Here is a 15,989-nt window from a genome sequence, read left to right on the forward strand (position 1 = left end):
GTGGAGCGTGGATGCGGGCAGTGATCGTTTTACCGGCTGGATGGCGCTGACCCGCTGGAAGTTGCGGCGGGTCTCCATGTCGTTCAGCGCGAAGTGCTTCATCGAGGAGATCACGTGCTGGCTCTGCACACCCTGGATGAGCGCACCGACCATCGAGCCGGCCAGCAGGGGATCTTCGCCGGCGTATTCGAAGTTGCGGCCGTTGCGCGGGTCACGCTGCAGGTTGACGCTGCCCGACAGCAGGATGTTGAAGCGCTGCTGCCATGCCTCGCGGCCCATGGTCGCCCCGCCGGCGAAGGCCACTTCGCGGTTCCAGCTGGAGGCGGTGGACGGGCCGGACGGCATGGCGGTGGCGAAGTCACCCGGACGGATGCCACCGGGATTGGTCACGCCAACGCCGGCATCGGCCGACTGCTGCGACGGAATGCCCAGGCGCGGCACCGCCGGCACGAAACCGGCCGAACCCACCGCGCCTTCCGGCAGCGGGCCACCGTCCTTGCCCAGCCCGAAGTAGCTGTGCAGCATCTGGAACTTCTCGTCCTCGGTCATCGCCTTCAGCAGCAGCGCAGCGCGCGCATCGGCGTTGAGGGTGGTGTCCATCCACGGCTGCTCGCCGCCCTTGTCGGCCACGTAGGCCAGGGTCAGCAGGGTCGCGCGCAGGGCGCTGCCATCAATCTTGAACGGCGCGCTGCTGGCCGCCTGGAAGCCATCGCTGAAGTAGCTGGCATCGGCTTCCAGGGCCACGCGGGCCGGATCGAAGCCGGCCGCCTTGGCCGACTCACCGGCCACCGCGCCCAGCAGCACCGCCGGGGCGCCCAGGCGCGAACCGGTGACCAGGGCCGGCAGGCGCGCGGCACCGGCGCCGGCATCGGTGTACAGCGCCACGGTGTGGCGGCCATCGTCCAGGCGGAGGTAGTTCAGGCCCGGCTGGTCGGGGCCGGATTCAGCGGTGATCGGCAACCGGGTCAGCACGGCCTGGCCCTGCTGGGTCTGGCCGTCATCCTTGCCCGCATCAATGAAGCGGTATTCGTAGCCCAGGCCATCTGCCAGCAGCTGCAGCGGATCGACCTGGCCGATGCCGCGCTGCATCTGGCGCACGCTGACGGCGTCAACCTGCAGGATTTTCAGCTGGGCGGCCAGGGCGGGAATCGCATCCGGAGTGGGTGCCTGGTCAAGGGTCAGCACGGTGAAGGCGGCAGTATCGGCCCAGGCCGGAGTGGCCAGCGCGGCAGACAGCGCAAGGGACAGGGCAAGCGGCTTTGTAAACGTTTTCATCGACGGGCGTAATTCCGTTGCCAAGGCAATCGGTCCAGGGAAAATGCCGCCGAAGGGTGCAGCGTTCATGCCGCGCAGGCGTTGCCAGGCAACACACCGCGGGCCAGGGGACGGACCGGTCTGCGCGCGGGACCCTCCTCCCGGCGTGACAACCTGCCTGCCCGGGCCGCAAGCGACCCATCTTGTTAACATTGTGCGAGGGCATCGATGGCTGTCAACAGGACCTAAGTCACAGGCCTCGGTCACGGTCTGGTTATCGGGCCATCAGCGCCGCTCATCAGTCTGCGCCTGGCCATGGTGGGCACTGCAGGTCCCGGGGGCGTCCTGCCCGACCCGCCCGAGGCATGCCTCGGGCCCATGCGGCTCACATCCGGCACACCCAAAGTGCCCCGCCTTCGACAGGTGGCTGGCGGCTGGTGGCTGGTAGATCCACGCCACGCGTGGATGCCCCCTTCATCAACCTGAAAATCCCACCCCGGAATTTCATTAGTAATTCTACTCACAAGGCGAGTAGCATGTCGCTTTCAGCCCCTCATTCCGGCCTGTCGATACACGCCCATGCCAGCCGTTCCCTTCCATTGCCGCCGCCCACCTGCCCGACGCCCCACCTGGGGGACCTGCTGATGGGCGCCGTCGTCGCGCTCGACCGCCTGCTGGACGGCCGCCAGCTATGGCGGGGTCCGGCGCGCACCGGGCCTGCCAGTGGTCATCTGGCCAGCGGCCACCCGGCGCTGGATGCCCGCCTGCCTGGGGGTGGCTGGCCTGCCAGCGGCCTGTGCGAGGTGCTGCAGGGGGCGCCCGGCGTGGGTGAACTGGCCCTGGTCTGGCCGGTGCTGGCTACGCTGAGCCAGCGCGACCGGCCCATCGTGCTGGTCGCCCCGCCCTACCGCCCGCACGCCCCGGCCTGGGCAGCAGCCGGCCTGGACCTGGCCCAGCTGCAGATCATCCAGGCCACACCGAAGCAGGCCCTGTGGGCGGCTGAACAATGCCTGCGTTCGGCCGCCTGTGCTGCGGTGCTGTGCTGGCCGCAGCCGCAGCAGGCCGATGACCGTTCCCTGCGTCGCCTGCAGGTCGCCGCCGACAGTGGCCAGTGCCTGGGCTTCGTGTTCCGCGACGCGCGCGCCGCGCGCAATCCCTCCCCGGCCAGCCTGCGCCTGCAGCTCGACCACAGCCAGGTGCGGGTGCTGAAGTGCCGCGGCGGGTTGCCGCCCGCGCAGCCGCTGCCGCTGGCCATCGCCCACTGAGGCCGCGCCATGCACTGGGCCTGCCTGTTGTTGCCGCAGCTGGCGCTGGACAGCGTGCTGCGCCTGCAGCCGGACCCGCAACGGCCACTGGTGCTGCTGCAGGGGCCGGCGCAGCGCCGTGTGCTGCGTGCGGTCAGCCCGGCAGCGCGATCGGCCGGCCTGCGGCCGGGCATGCTGCTGTCGGCCGCGCAGGTGTTGGTACGGGACATGCAGCTGCACGATTACGACCCCAACGCCGAACAGCACACCCGGCAGCTGCTGGCCAGCTGGGCCTATGCCTACAGTTCGCAGGTCAGCCTCGATTTCCCGCACGCGCTGGTCATGGAAATCGGCGCCAGCCGTGCCCTGTTCGGTGACTGGCTGAAGATCGAGAAGCGCCTGCGCGCTGGCCTGCATGAGCTGGGCTTCCGCCACCGTCTGGTGGCTGCGCCCACCGCGCATGCCGCACGCGTGCTGGCCAATGTGCACGATGGCCTGGGTATCGACGCGCAACAGTTGCCCGCCCTGCTGGCGCAGTTGCCGCTGGCACGCTGCGGCCTGCCCGCCGAGGCGGTCACCGTCCTCGGCCGTTCCGGCCTGCGCACGCTGGGGGCGGTGCTTGACCTGCCGCGCGACAGCGTGGCCCGGCGCTTCGCCCCGGAGGTGCTGCAGCAGCTGGACGCACTGCGCGGACTGCCCGCCCCCCCGCTGCGCTACTACCAGCCACCGGACCGCTTCGATGCCCGCATCGAATTCGAATACGAAATCGAATCCAGCCAGGCCCTGCTGTTCCCGCTGCGGCGCCTGCTGCTGGACCTGGCTGCCTTCCTGTGCTCGCGCGATGGCGGCGTGCAGCGCTTCGATCTGTATTTCGAACACGACCTGCTGCCGGCCAGCGTGCTGACCATCGGCCTGCTGGCCCCCGAACGCGATGCCGCATTGCTGTTCGAGATCGCCCGCAACCGCATGGAAGCCTTCGCCCTGCCCGCCGGCAGCCGGGCGCTGCGCCTGCAGGCCGAACACCTGCCGCCGTTCGTGCCGGCCGCATGCGATCTGTTCGACACCCGCCCGGCGCAGGCCATTCCGTGGAACCAGCTGCGCGAGCGCCTGCGGGCACGCCTGGGCGATGACGCCGTGCAGCCGTTGGCGGTGCAGGCCGACCATCGCCCGGAGCGGGCCAGCGGCACCCCACCGGCGGGCAAGCCCCCGGCGTACTGGCCGCTGCGGCCCGGCTGGCTGCTGGACACACCGCAGCCACTGCGCGACCCGCGCCTGCGCATCATCGCCGGGCCGGAACGCATTGAATCGGGCTGGTGGGACCACGCCGATGCCCGGCGTGATTACTACGTGGTGGAAACCACGCACGGCCAGCGCGGCTGGGCCTTCCGCCCGCGCAACGCCCCGCATGCGCCGTGGATGCTGCACGGCTGGTTCGGTTGAACCGCCATGCACGCCGCCTCTCCCGCCTATGCCGAACTGCACTGCCTGTCGGCCTTCAGCTTCCAGCGCGGCGCGTCCACCGCCGATGAACTTTTCGCGCGTGCCGCCGGCCAGGGTTACCGCGCCCTGGCCATCACCGATGAGTGCTCGCTGGCCGGCATCGTGCGCGCCTGGCAGGCAGCCAGGAAACACGGCGTGGCGCTGATCATCGGCGCTGAATTCCAGGTCGAGGACGGGCCGAAGATCGCCCTGCTGTGCACCGACCAGGACGCCTATGCCGGCCTGTGCCAGCTCATCACCACCTGCCGGCGGCGCGCAGGCAAAGGCGAGTACCGCTGCCTGCGCGAGGATCTGCACGGCCTGGCCGACGGCCTGCTGTGCCTGTGGCTGGACCGGCAGCCCGATGCCAGCCACCTGCCGCTGCTGCGCGCCGGGTTCAACGACCGCCTGTGGCTGGCGGTGGAACTGCACCACGAACACGACGACGTGCGCCGCCTGCAGCAACTGCAGGCCTTCGCTGAACGCCACACGTTGCCGCTGGTGGCCAGCGGCGATGTGCACATGCACGTGCGCCGCCGCCGCGCCCTGCAGGACACGCTCACCGCAATCCGCTACCGCTGCAGCGTGGCCGAAGCCGGTTGGCGGCTGTTCCCCAACGGCGAACGCCACCTGCGCCCCCGCAGCGCGCTGGCCCAGCTGTATCCGCCGGAGCTGCTGGCCGAGACCGTGCACATCGCCGGGCGCTGCCACTTCACCTTGGATGCATTGCAGTACACCTACCCGCACGAACTGGTGCCGGAAGGACACACGCCGGACAGCTGGCTGCGCGAACGGGTCGAACAGGGCATCCATTGGCGCTGGAAGAAGGACGGTGGCATCGCGCCGAAGCAACGCGCGCAGATCGAGCACGAGCTGCAGCTGATCGCCAGCAAACAGTACGCATCCTATTTCCTCACCGTGGACGACATCGTCGCCTTCGCGCGTAGTCAAGGCATTCTCTGCCAGGGGCGCGGTTCGGCCGCCAATTCGGCGGTGTGCTTCGTGCTCGGCGTCACCGAGATCAACCCGGTGCACAGCAACCTGCTGTTCGAACGCTTCATTTCCGAAGAGCGCAACGAACCACCGGACATCGACATCGATTTCGAACACGAGCGCCGCGAGGAAGTGCTGCAGTACGTGTTCAAGCGCTATGGCCGCGAGCGTGCCGCGCTCACCGCCGTGGCGATCAGCTACCGCGGCCGCAGCGCGATCCGCGATGTCGCCCGCGCGCTCGGCCTGCCCATGGACCAGGTGAACGAGCTGGGAGCAGCCATGGACCATTGGGGCGGCAACATCCCGCTGCCGGACACCCTGCGCGAACGCGGCTTCGATCCGGACACGCCGCTGATGCGGCGGCTGCTGTCACTCACCGAAGAGCTGATCGGCTTCCCCCGCCACCTGTCGCAGCACCCGGGCGGTTTCGTCATTTCCGAACACCCGCTGTCCACCCTGGTACCGGTGGAGAACGCGGCCATGGCCGGGCGCACCGTCATCCAGTGGGACAAGGACGACCTCGATGCCACCGGCCTGATGAAGGTCGACTGCCTGGCACTGGGCATGCTCACCGCCATCCGCAAATGCCTGGCCATGCTGCAGCAGCACGGCCTGCACAGTGGGCGCATGGATGCAATTGAGGATGACGATGGTCCCACCTACGACATGATCTGCGCCGCCGAAACCATCGGTGTGTTCCAGATCGAATCGCGCGCGCAGATGGCCATGCTGCCGCGCATGCAGCCCCGCTGCTTCTACGACCTGGTGATCGAAGTGGCGATCGTGCGCCCCGGCCCGATCCAGGGTGACATGGTGCACCCCTACCTGGAACGCCGGCGCATCCTGCGCGAACAGGGGCCCGAAGCCTTGAGCGATCCGGACAACCCCCTCTATCCACCACAGCTGGAACGCGTGTTCGCACGCACCCTGGGCGTGCCGTTATTCCAGGAACAGGTGATGCAGCTGGCAGTGGATGCCGCCAGCTACACCCCGGGCCAGGCCGATGCACTGCGCCGCTCGATGGCCGCATGGAAACGCCATGGTGGCCTGGAGCCGCATCGCGAAAAGCTGCTGACCGGCATGCTGAAAAACGGCTACAGCCTGGAATTCGGCGAACGCCTGTTCGAGCAGATCAAGGGCTTCGGCAGCTACGGCTTTCCCGAGAGCCATGCCGCCAGTTTCGCCCTGCTCACCTATGCCAGCTGCTGGCTCAAGTGCCACCATCCGGCCGCCTTCACCGCCAGTCTCATCAACAGCCAGCCACTGGGCTTCTACAGCCCCGACCAGCTGCTGCAGGATGCGCGCCGGCACGGCATCACGGTCTTGCCGGTAGACGTGCGCCACAGCGATTGGGACTGCACGCTGGATTTCAGCAAGGGTGCAGCGGCGATCAGGCTTGGCCTGCGCTTGGTCGATGGCTGCAGCGAAACCGCCATGCAGGCCCTCATGCGCGAACGCGCACGCCGCCCGTTCGACGATGTCGGCGACCTCTGCCAGCGCACCGGGCTGGACCGGCGCCAGCAGGGGCTGCTGGCCGATGCCGGGGCGCTGCGTGGGCTCAGCGGCCATCGCCATCGTGCGCGCTGGGATATTTCCGGCGTGGAAAACCGTCTCCCGCTGTTCGACCAGGCCCGTGCCACCGCCGAGGCACGCGTGCCGCTGCCGCTACCCAGCGCATGGGACGACATGCAGGCCGACTACCGCAGCACTGGTACTACGCTCGGTCGCCACCCGATCAGTTTCCTGCGTACGCAGCTGCGCAGCCGTGGCTGCCTGGATGCCGCGCAGCTGGCTGGCCACGGCCATGGCCGCCGCGTCCGCATTGCCGGCCTAGTACGCATGCGCCAGCGCCCGCAGACCGCCAGCGGCGTCACCTTCCTCACCCTGGAAGACGAGACCGGCATGGTCAACGCCGTGGTCTGGCGGCATGTGGCCGACCGCCAGCACCGCATGCTGGTCGATACCCAGCTGATGCAGATCGACGGCCGCCTGGAACGTGTCGATGGCGTGCAGCATGTCATCGTGCAGCGCATGCTCGGCCTGGACGAACTGCTGCAGGGCCTGCGCAGCCACAGCCGCGATTTCCATTGATGTAACGTCGATCGGGTGGCGTCGACATTCCGCGCTCGCGCACGATCGTCGACCAACGGTCGACTCTACCCATCCGCTTTTGCATCCGCTATCGTCGCCACATCCAAGGAAGGACGACACGATGGCCCGCGCCCTGATGCTGACCACCCTGGGGGTTTCGACCCTCGCCCTGCTGGTTTCCGGCTGGACCGCCTGGAACCTGCATACCCACCAGTCACCACAACGGGTGATCGAAGCCCGCGGCCTGGTCATTCACGATGAAAAGGGCCAGGCACGCGTCATCCTCGGCGCCCCCGTGCCCGACCCGCTCAGCCAGGGCAAGGTGCAGGGTACGCGTGCCACTGCCCTGTCAGGCATGATCCTGCTCGGCCCCGATGGCTCCGAACGCGGCGGCTACGGCACCAGCGACCGCGGTGGCGAGGCCCTGCTGACCCTGGACGATGCCCGCGGCACCACCGAAGTATTCAAGGTCGTGGCCAACCCTGATCGCGGCGCGAGCCTGATGGTGCGGCACCAGAACAACACCGGCGCCATGCTCACCTCATGGCAGGGCACGCCGGAACTGGTGTTCCTGGACGACACCGGCCAGACCTACTACGTGCGCCCAGGCGCCAACGCCGCCCCCTGATTGCCCGCAACCGCTTCGGTAGCGTCGAGCTTGCTCGACTGCTGTTGGCCAATCAGTCGAGCAAGCTCGACGCTACCCGACCGCACCCCGCCAGCAGATCACCGGCAAGCTGCCGCAGCTGCGTCACCGGCAACGCCGCACAGGTGATGCGCAACCCGTCTGATGCGCAACCCGTCCAGTGGCGCCGAGGGCCTGCCCGTGCTGGCTGCCCAGATCCAGTACACCTCCCTCTGAAGCCGGAATACGGCGGCGCCCCGGCCTCATCCCGGGCGACCTGCGATTAATGCAAATGATTCTTCTTTACTGTAAGGTACTGACGCTGCCCTTGCCGCCGCGGGCTGTTCCTCCACACTGCCCCCGCCCGCCCCGTGTCCACGCCTGTCGAACCGACGGATGTCACGCATCTGTGCAGCCCCCATTACCGGCCGCTGCATGCCCACATCCGCCGCAAACTCCCGCAACGCAGCGACGCTGATGACGTCGTCCAGGAATCCTGGCTGCGCCTCATCAAGGCTGCGGCCAGTGGGCTGCTGGGCGATGCCATCATCACCGCGCTGCCGTCGCGCTCGCGCCAGGCATTCCTGCTGGCGCGGGTGGAATGGATGGGCCTGGCCGAGATCGGCCGCCAGCTCGGCATTACCCGGCAGACCGCGCACGGCGACCTGCTGCGTGCACTGGTCGCCGTGCAGCAGGTACCGCAGGCGTGAGCCACGACACCATCGCCCAGGAGGCCGCCCGCTGGCGGCTGGATGACCATGACGGCCGCTGGCCCTGGCAGGTCTATGGCGGTCTGGTACAGGCTGCGGCCGGCGCAGGCATTGCGCTTTACAGCGGCAACCTGTCGCATGGCGAGGTCGATGCGCTGCTGGCATCGACCGCACCTGTCCAGTTCCCGGCGGCCAGCGCCCGCCAGCCGCTGTCCGCGGTCGTACTGGCCCAGCATGCCGGTGCCGCACCCGTCCTGGTGATCGCCCTGGCTGCACCGGGTGAAGCTGTGGATGGGCGCGATGCCGATCTGGTGTGGGGCGCCGGCGATGAGTGAGCGCAGCCGTCACTGGCAGGCCATGGCCATCAGCGCCGGCCTGCACGTGTTGCCGCTGTTGCTGCTGGTGCACTGGGCAGCAACGCCGCCGCCCTTGCCGCCGCCGGAGCAGGACATGCGGATCAGCCTGCGTCTGTTGGCCCCGGCGGCGCCACCGCGGCCGGTGGAGGAGCGCCACGCCGATACGCCGCGCCCGACCGAGCAGGCCCGCGCACCGCAGCCCAGCAAGGCCCCCCCACCGCCGCTGCCCACCGCCGCCCGCGAAGGTGAACTGGCCGCCAGCGAAACGGGTGGCAGCGACCGGCAGGCCCTGCAGCTCGCCTTGCCTGCAGCCACGACCAACGCAGCGTCGGCCACCAACTCGGTGGCTGCCGCACCACCCACACCGGATGCGCCCCCGGCAGAGGTGCAGGCCGGTGCGGCCAGTGACCAGTGGGAAGCCCGCCTGATGGCGCGCCTGCAGCGCTACCGTTTCTACCCGGCCGCCGCACGCGCGCGGCGCCAGCAGGGCACTGCATGGGTCCGGGTCAGCCTGGATCGCGAGGGACGCCTGCTGGCGCTGCGGCTGGAGCAGTCCAGCGGCCAGGCGCTGCTGGATGAAGCCGCGCTGCAGACGTTCCGCCGCGCGCAACCGCTGCCGCCCATTCCCGATGAAATGAAGGCCCCACAGGAACTGGTCGTGCCAGTGGAGTACTACCTGCACCAGACATAGCGTCCCGCTTGCCCACCCAGTCCCGTAGAGTCGAGCCGGGAGGAACATGCAAGCTTGCTCGACTCTACCGCCCCCACGTTCACGATCGTCAACCAGAACGTGCTGCCACGCGCATCCAGCCAACAGGCAGCAGAACAATCACATTGCCCTGTCCTGCCTGCTGTCGTGAATGAGGCGCGGTGGCGCTTTCAGCGCGGACCGAGCACCTTCATCAGGTCATCGCCCTGCGGCAGGCCGGCGCGGCGTTCAACCGTGCCCTGTTCATCCTGGAACAGGATGCCCGGCGTGCCCTGGAAGCCCATCTCCACCATCAGCATCTGGTTGGCGTCCAGCTTGCCGGCGACCTCGCGGCTGATGCTCGGCAGCGGCTTGATGCCACCGCGCTCGAACTGGTGCTCGTTCTCCAGCAGTGCTGCGCTGGGATCGCGTGCAGACAGGATCGCCGCCGCCTTGGCCGGACTGTCCTCGCGGATCACGCCCACCATGATGTGCCGCAGCTGCACCTTGCCCGCGTCGACCCATGGACGCGCCGCATCCCAGAACTTGTGGCAGTACGGGCAGTTGGCATCGCTGAAGGTATAGACCACGCGCGGGGCGTCGGCCTTGCCGTCGCGCACCCAGGCGCTGGCTTCCAGTTTGGCCCACATCTTGGCCGACATCGGCGCAGACACCAGCTTCTCCACCGCCTCGGCAGCCACATCGTTGCCCTCTGCATCGAACAGGCTGCCGACCAGCACGTGCTTGCCATCCGCGGTGACATAGGCGGCAGCCGGCTGCTGGCCGCCCACCACGCCCGCAAAGCCGCGCAGGCCACCGGGCGCATCGAATTCGGACACCACTTCGAAGCCGTGCTTCTCGATCCCCTTCAGAACGGCGGGGATCTGGCCCTTGCCGGCGGCCGGGGGCGCAGCGGCGGTACTGGCAGGCGCCTTTCCGGGCGGAGTCTGGGCCTGGCTGCAGGCGGTCATCGCCAGCAGAACCGGCAGAATCAGGACCGCAGGCGCGGTGCGCAGGGAAATCGACAGCATGTGAACTCCGGAAGGAAATGCCCGCGCAGGCTACCGCAGCCTGCGTAGTTTGTGTTCAAGACCGGCCTGGGTCAGTTCACCCAGGTGCAGATCCTGCAGACGCCCCTGCGCATTGAAGAACAGGGTGGACGGATAGGCGCGCACGCCCAGCGCGGTCGAAGCGGCGCCAGGCTCGTCCAGCAGCACGCCCTGCAATTCAAGGCGCTCTGCGCGCAGGAACTGCTGGACCTCATCCAGGTGTTCACCCTGGTTGAGGAAGACGAACCGCACCTCGGGATGCGCCTGCTGCGCCTTGGCCAGAACCGGCATCTCGCGACGGCAGGGGCCGCACCAGCTGGCCCAGAGATTCAGCACCAGCGGCCTGCCCCGGAACTGCTCCAGGTCCAGCGGTCGGCCCTGCATATCCAGTACCTGGACGGCAGGCAGCGCCAGCGTGCTGGCCTGCCACGTGGCCAGGCCATAGCTGCCCACGCTCCACAGCAGTGCCCCGGCCAGCGCGCTGCCCAGCACGGGCACCCGCAGCGAAGCCTGGCGGCGCAGGACCCACAGACCCCAGCCCAACGCCGCCACCAGCACGGCCACGACGTGGTAGCCGCCATCGGCGATCTGCAACACGCTCCAGGGCGCGTCACGATACAGGTCGAGATTGGCAATGACGAAGGACACGCGCCCGCAGAGCAGGCCCACCAGCAGCATGTCCAGCACCCGGCCGGCACCCGAGGGCTGCGGTGGCACCGGCTGGCGCGGTGTCCACAGCCGTGCGATACCCATCGCCAGCAGCAGCGAGATCAGGATCACCACCACCGGCATAGGCACCGGCCCCACACTTGCCATTACGTCACCTGCCGCATCGTTCAAGGTCCTGCATGGTCGGAGTGCCGCGCCTGCCCTGCAAGCACGCCGCTCCCCGGCCCGGTCAGGCAGCGTCCAGCCGCGACGCTGCGACCTGCTGCGATGGCACCGACCGGGGCGGCATCACCGCAGGCGCGGACAGCGCGCGCTCGCGACGCTTGCAGCTGACATGGCGGCGATAGTTCGCCGGGGTCATGCCGACAATGCGCAGGAACAGCCGACGAAACGCGCTCTGGTCCGCATAGCCTACGCCCCACGCCACCTCATCGATACTGGCCCCCTGTTGCAGCAGCGTCTGCGCCTTGGCTACGCGCAGCCGCTGGCAGTATTCAATGGGACGCAGCCCGGTCGCCTTCAGGAAACGACGCTGCAGGGTACGCGGCTCAAGGCCGGAAATCGCGCAGATGGCCGGCAACGTTGCTCCGCGTGCGGCGGTGGTGTGTAGCCAGCGCTGCGCCTTGAGCACATCGCGATCGCCATGTGCGAAATTGGCACTGAAGCGCTCCAGGTCCTGCTGCACATCGGTCGGCACTACGACGCCCAGCTGCTGCGCCACCTCGCTGGCAATCCCCTGCCCGTGCAGACGGTACAGCAGACGCAGCCCGAGATATCGCCAGGCCTGCGGGCCGGCCACGGTCAGCAGATCGCCGTCATCGACCAGCGTACGTTCACTGGGGGCCCAGCTGACGGCCTGGCTCTGCAGGCCCGGGTGGCGACGCAGGTCCGGACCGGCCACCGTGCGCCCAGCCAGCAGCCCCGCGCGTGCCAGCACGCCAACACCGTCTGCAGCGGCGGACAGCAGGCTGCCGCCGTCATAGTGCGCACGCAGCCAATCCAGCAGCACTTCCTCGGCCCGCACCGACACACCTGGGCTGACCTGGCTCGGCAGAGCGATCACGGCCGGAATGGCTGCATCCAGCATTTCCGCACCGGCGATCCGGTTCACGCCCCGGTTGCTGGCCGGAACGATCCAGCGGGTCACCAGGACGCGGGCATTCGCGCGCCGCTGCTGCTGGGCAAGACGGTTGGCCACATGTGCCATTTCGGCCAGCACCGAGGCCGCCGACGGGTCTCCTCCCGGGTACTCCACCACGGCAACCTCGACGAACCCCTCGTTCTTCAGTCCCTCCACGCTCCCCTCCTCCATTCGTTCAGGCCGCCGAGCGGCCGGTTCTGGCGAAGGGTAGGAAGTGGCCCAACGGTAGGGCTATGAAGAAAGTTGCAAAGTGAGCTGAATAGGCAGAATCAACAAAGCCTTGACTCTTGACTAAACTCCAGGGTTGACAATGACCCCCTGTTTTCGAGGAGTCCGCCATGAACATTGGAGAGCTGGCCCGCCAGGCCGGGGTGCCGATCGACACCGTCCGCTATTACGAACGCCAGCAGTTGCTGCCCACCGCTGCACGCTCGGCCGGCGGCTACCGCATATTCGGCGAGCAGGATCTGCGCCGCCTGCGCTTCATCCGGCGGTCCAAGGCGCTGGGCTTCAGCCTGGAAGAGATTTCCGAACTGCTGGCGTTGAGCGACCTCCATCAGCAGGACATGGGCAGCGTGCGCGAGACGGCGCAGGCGCGGCTGGCCGACATCGAGCAGCGGATGGCCGAGCTGCAGCGGATGCACACCGCGCTGTCACAGCTGGTGGACGCCTGTCCGGGTCATGGCGCGCTGGACCAGTGCCCCATCCTCTCTGCCCTGACCGAGGACAACGCATGAACAGCGCGCATTCCCCGGAAGGTCACGCTCACAGCCAGGCCGCCGCAGCCGGCGGCTGCTGCGGCGGCGCGAAAAAGACCTCGGCTACGGTGAAGGATCTGGTCTGTGGCATGGACGTGGACCCGGCCCGTACCGCACACCATGCCCGGCACCAGGGTCAGGACTACTACTTCTGCAGTGGCGGCTGCCGGCAGAAGTTCGTTGCCGACCCGCAGCGCTACCTCGATCCGTCGTCCCATGTCGCGCCCGAAGTACCTGCGGGCACCCTGTACACCTGCCCGATGGACCCTGAAATCGTGCAGGACGGCCCAGGCATCTGCCCGATCTGCGGCATGGCGCTGGAACCGATGATGCCCAGCCTGGATGAAGGCGAGAATCCGGAACTGACCGACTTCCGCCGCCGCTTCTGGATCTCGCTGCCACTGAGCCTGGCGACGATGGCGTTGGCGATGCTGGCAATGACGCCGCTGCTGCACGCGCTGTCCCCCAGCGTGCGGGTGTGGATCGAAGGCGCGCTGGCCACGCCCGTAGTGCTCTGGGCCGGCTGGCCGTTCCTCCAGCGCTGGGCGCAGTCGATCCGCAATCGCAGCCCCAACATGTGGACGCTGATCGGCACCGGCGTCATCGCCGCCTACGGTTACAGCCTGGTGGCCACGCTGGCACCGGGCCTGTTCCCGCCCTCGTTCCAGCAGCATGGCCAGGTCGGCGTCTATTTCGAAGCAGCGGCGGTGATCATCTCGCTCACCCTGCTCGGCCAGCTGATGGAACTGCGGGCACGGGCCAGAACCTCCGCCGCGATCAAGGCATTGCTGGGCCTGGCACCGAAGACTGCACGACGCATTGAAGCCGATGGCAGCGAGCAGGATGTCGAACTGGCGCAGGTGAAGGCCGGCGACCGCCTGCGCGTGCGTCCCGGCGAGAAGGTGCCGGTGGACGGTCGCGTGCTGGAAGGCCGCTCAACGGTGGACGAATCGATGCTGACCGGCGAGCCGGTTCCAGTGACCAAGCAGGCCGGTGACAGTGTGATCGGCGCAACCCTCAATGGTTCCGGTGCGCTGGTGATCCAAGCCGAGCGTGTGGGCGAGGACAGCATGCTGGCGCAGATCGTGCAACTGGTGGCGCAGGCGCAACGTTCGCGCGCACCGATGCAGCGCATGGCAGACCGTGTGGCGTACTGGTTCGTGCTTGCAGTGCTGGCCGTGGCTGCACTGACGCTGCTGGGCTGGGGCCTGTTCGGCCCTGCGCCCTCGTGGACGCATGGCGTGCTCAGCGCGGTGGCCGTGCTGATCATCGCCTGCCCGTGTGCGCTGGGGCTGGCCACGCCGATGTCGATCATGGTCGCCACCGGCCGCGCCGCGCAGCACGGCGTGCTGTTCCGCGACGCCGAGGCCATCGAGTCCTTGCGCAAGGTCGATACGCTGGTGATCGACAAGACCGGCACACTCACCGAAGGCCGGCCGGCGTTCGATACAGTGCATGCCGCCACCGGCTTCGACGACACCCAGGTGCTGCAGTGGGCCGCCAGCCTCGACCAGGGCAGCGAACATCCCCTGGCCGAAGCCATCGTCACCGCTGCGCGCAGCCGCGGATTGCCGCTGCTCGCGGTCGAGGCGTTCGATTCGATCACCGGGCTGGGCGTGCGTGGCCGTGTGGAGGGCCGCGCGATGTGGCTGGGCAACACTGCTTTGATGTCCGGGCAATCGGTGCCGGTGGCCGCACTGCAGGAACACGCCGATGCCCTGCGCCGTCGCGGTGCCAGCGTGATGTACCTGGCGGTGGATGGGCAACTGGCCGGGCTGCTGTCGGTGGCCGATCCGATCAAGGCGACTACGGCCGACGCCATCGCCGCACTGCACCGTGACGGCCTGCGCATCATCATGGCCACCGGCGATGGCCTGCTGACTGCGCAGGCGGTGGCATCCGCCCTGGGGCTGGACGAGGTGCATGGTGAAACCCGGCCGGCCGACAAGGCCACACTGGTGCAGCAGTTGCAGGCACAGGGCCATGTCGTGGCGATGGCCGGTGATGGCATCAACGATGCACCTGCCCTGGCCAGCGCCGATGTCGGCATCGCCATGGGCACCGGCACCGACGTGGCGATATCCAGTGCACAGGTAACGCTGGTGAAGGGCGATCTGCGCGGGATCCTGCGTGCGCGCCAGTTGTCGCGTGCCGCCGTGCGAAACATGCGGCAGAACCTTGGCTTCGCCTTCCTCTACAACGGGCTGGGCATTCCGGTCGCGGCCGGCGTGCTGGTGCCGTGGGGCATTTCGCTTTCTCCGATGCTGGCGGCGGTGGCGATGAGCCTGAGCTCGGTATCGGTCATCAGCAACGCGCTGCGCCTGCGCGCGCAGCGGCTGCCGGACAGCTGACAACGGCATCGCAAGGGACGTGAAGAAAACTGCAACAAAGGCTTGCCAACCCCGGGGGGTACAGCTATTATTTCGCTCCTCAGCGACGTGGGGCCATAGCTCAGCTGGGAGAGCGCCTGCATGGCATGCAGGAGGTCAGCGGTTCGATCCCGCTTGGCTCCACCATTCGGCATTAGGCCGTCGAAGATCTACAACTTGAAGTTTTCCTGCGTCCCCATCGTCTAGAGGCCTAGGACATCACCCTTTCACGGTGGCGACCGGGGTTCGAATCCCCGTGGGGACGCCAATTCATCACGAACAACAAGGACCCGGCCGATTACCGGGTCTTTTTTGTTCACCGCCTACCGAGGTTCAGGTTGTGGCGTTGTGGTTTCCCCTGCCCTCGCGGCTTGAGTGAAGCGCGACGAAAAAGCGAAAAAAAAGCTTCCACAAAAGTGAACACGTTGGTAAGATAGGCGGCTCGGCAACACGGGGCCATAGCTCAGCTGGGAGAGCGCCTGCATGGCATGCAGGAGGTCAGCGGTTCGATCCCGCTTGGCTCCACCACTTCGACATCAGGCCGTCGAAGTTCTACAACTTGA

13 protein-coding genes and 3 tRNA genes are annotated in these 15,989 nt (G+C 68.0%); 12 read left to right on the plus strand and 4 right to left on the minus strand.

The window, feature by feature from the left end:
- On the minus strand, positions 1 to 1,275 hold a 1,275-nt coding region (locus ACQKDV_RS05980; RefSeq protein WP_427782859.1), incomplete at its 3' end, for a glycoside hydrolase family 3 N-terminal domain-containing protein.
- A gap of 623 nt (positions 1,276 to 1,898) precedes the next feature.
- Here ACQKDV_RS05980 and imuA point away from each other — a divergent pair.
- The 7 genes from imuA (at position 1,899) to ACQKDV_RS06015 (ending at position 9,443) form a co-directional block, all read left to right on the plus strand.
- A complete protein-coding gene (gene imuA / locus ACQKDV_RS05985; RefSeq protein ID WP_427782860.1) occupies positions 1,899 to 2,519 on the plus strand; it encodes a translesion DNA synthesis-associated protein ImuA in 621 nt (206 codons plus the stop codon).
- A 9-nt stretch (positions 2,520 to 2,528) separates the two neighbouring features.
- The gene (locus ACQKDV_RS05990; RefSeq protein ID WP_427782861.1) at positions 2,529 to 3,938 is read left to right on the plus strand and encodes a Y-family DNA polymerase; all 1,410 of its coding nucleotides are present in this window, start codon (positions 2,529 to 2,531) and stop codon (positions 3,936 to 3,938) included.
- A 6-nt stretch (positions 3,939 to 3,944) separates the two neighbouring features.
- Entirely contained in the window at positions 3,945 to 7,061 is a 3,117-nt protein-coding gene (locus ACQKDV_RS05995) for an error-prone DNA polymerase (protein WP_427782862.1), read from the plus strand.
- A gap of 121 nt (positions 7,062 to 7,182) precedes the next feature.
- Positions 7,183 to 7,689, plus strand: coding sequence for a hypothetical protein (locus ACQKDV_RS06000; protein ID WP_427782863.1), 507 nt, complete (start codon positions 7,183 to 7,185; stop codon positions 7,687 to 7,689).
- 368 nt (positions 7,690 to 8,057) lie between these two features.
- Positions 8,058 to 8,396, plus strand: coding sequence for an RNA polymerase sigma factor (locus tag ACQKDV_RS06005; RefSeq protein WP_427782864.1), 339 nt, complete (start codon positions 8,058 to 8,060; stop codon positions 8,394 to 8,396).
- Positions 8,393 to 8,731, plus strand: coding sequence for a hypothetical protein (locus tag ACQKDV_RS06010; RefSeq protein ID WP_427782865.1), 339 nt, complete (start codon positions 8,393 to 8,395; stop codon positions 8,729 to 8,731). The genes ACQKDV_RS06005 and ACQKDV_RS06010 overlap by 4 nt, the downstream gene beginning before the upstream one ends.
- Positions 8,724 to 9,443, plus strand: a complete 720-nt coding sequence (locus ACQKDV_RS06015; RefSeq protein ID WP_427782866.1) for an energy transducer TonB family protein — start codon at positions 8,724 to 8,726, stop codon at positions 9,441 to 9,443. The genes ACQKDV_RS06010 and ACQKDV_RS06015 overlap by 8 nt, the downstream gene beginning before the upstream one ends.
- A gap of 188 nt (positions 9,444 to 9,631) precedes the next feature.
- On the opposite strand, the gene dsbG is transcribed toward ACQKDV_RS06015, so the two are convergent.
- The 3 genes from dsbG to ACQKDV_RS06030 all read right to left on the minus strand — a co-directional run bounded on the left by dsbG (position 9,632) and on the right by ACQKDV_RS06030 (position 12,455).
- On the minus strand, positions 9,632 to 10,471 hold the full coding sequence (gene dsbG / locus ACQKDV_RS06020) for a thiol:disulfide interchange protein DsbG (RefSeq protein WP_427782867.1): 840 nt from the start codon (positions 10,469 to 10,471) through the stop codon (positions 9,632 to 9,634).
- Positions 10,472 to 10,501: 30 nt separating this feature from the next.
- Positions 10,502 to 11,305, minus strand: a complete 804-nt coding sequence (locus tag ACQKDV_RS06025) for a redoxin family protein (RefSeq protein ID WP_427782868.1) — start codon at positions 11,303 to 11,305, stop codon at positions 10,502 to 10,504.
- 82 nt (positions 11,306 to 11,387) lie between these two features.
- Positions 11,388 to 12,455, minus strand: coding sequence for a GlxA family transcriptional regulator (locus ACQKDV_RS06030; protein WP_427782869.1), 1,068 nt, complete (start codon positions 12,453 to 12,455; stop codon positions 11,388 to 11,390).
- 182 nt (positions 12,456 to 12,637) lie between these two features.
- Between ACQKDV_RS06030 and ACQKDV_RS06035 the strand changes: the two genes are divergently transcribed.
- From ACQKDV_RS06035 to ACQKDV_RS06055, 5 genes are all read left to right on the plus strand, one after another.
- Positions 12,638 to 13,036, plus strand: a complete 399-nt coding sequence (locus ACQKDV_RS06035) for a heavy metal-responsive transcriptional regulator (RefSeq protein WP_427782870.1) — start codon at positions 12,638 to 12,640, stop codon at positions 13,034 to 13,036.
- A complete protein-coding gene (locus ACQKDV_RS06040) occupies positions 13,033 to 15,408 on the plus strand; it encodes a heavy metal translocating P-type ATPase (protein ID WP_427782871.1) in 2,376 nt (791 codons plus the stop codon). The genes ACQKDV_RS06035 and ACQKDV_RS06040 overlap by 4 nt, the downstream gene beginning before the upstream one ends.
- A gap of 89 nt (positions 15,409 to 15,497) precedes the next feature.
- Positions 15,498 to 15,573 (plus strand) — tRNA-Ala (locus ACQKDV_RS06045).
- A gap of 45 nt (positions 15,574 to 15,618) precedes the next feature.
- Positions 15,619 to 15,694, plus strand: a tRNA-Glu gene (locus ACQKDV_RS06050).
- 184 nt (positions 15,695 to 15,878) lie between these two features.
- Positions 15,879 to 15,954: transfer RNA gene (locus ACQKDV_RS06055), tRNA-Ala, on the plus strand.
- Positions 15,955 to 15,989 lie beyond the last annotated feature (35 nt).

The sequence above is a fragment of the Stenotrophomonas sp. NPDC077659 genome (assembly GCF_050268705.1).
Taxonomy (GTDB): domain Bacteria; phylum Pseudomonadota; class Gammaproteobacteria; order Xanthomonadales; family Xanthomonadaceae; genus Stenotrophomonas.

Coding starts and splice junctions, on each gene's coding strand:
- imuA (WP_427782860.1), top strand. CDS start 1,899: ATGGGCGCCGTCGTCGCGCTCGACCGCCTGCTGGACGGCCGCCAGCTA.
- ACQKDV_RS05990 (WP_427782861.1), top strand. CDS start 2,529: ATGCACTGGGCCTGCCTGTTGTTGCCGCAGCTGGCGCTGGACAGCGTG.
- ACQKDV_RS05995 (WP_427782862.1), top strand. CDS start 3,945: ATGCACGCCGCCTCTCCCGCCTATGCCGAACTGCACTGCCTGTCGGCC.
- ACQKDV_RS06000 (WP_427782863.1), top strand. CDS start 7,183: ATGGCCCGCGCCCTGATGCTGACCACCCTGGGGGTTTCGACCCTCGCC.
- ACQKDV_RS06015 (WP_427782866.1), top strand. CDS start 8,724: ATGAGTGAGCGCAGCCGTCACTGGCAGGCCATGGCCATCAGCGCCGGC.
- dsbG (WP_427782867.1), bottom strand. CDS start 10,471: ATGCTGTCGATTTCCCTGCGCACCGCGCCTGCGGTCCTGATTCTGCCG.
- ACQKDV_RS06025 (WP_427782868.1), bottom strand. CDS start 11,305: ATGGCAAGTGTGGGGCCGGTGCCTATGCCGGTGGTGGTGATCCTGATC.
- ACQKDV_RS06035 (WP_427782870.1), top strand. CDS start 12,638: ATGAACATTGGAGAGCTGGCCCGCCAGGCCGGGGTGCCGATCGACACC.
- ACQKDV_RS06040 (WP_427782871.1), top strand. CDS start 13,033: ATGAACAGCGCGCATTCCCCGGAAGGTCACGCTCACAGCCAGGCCGCC.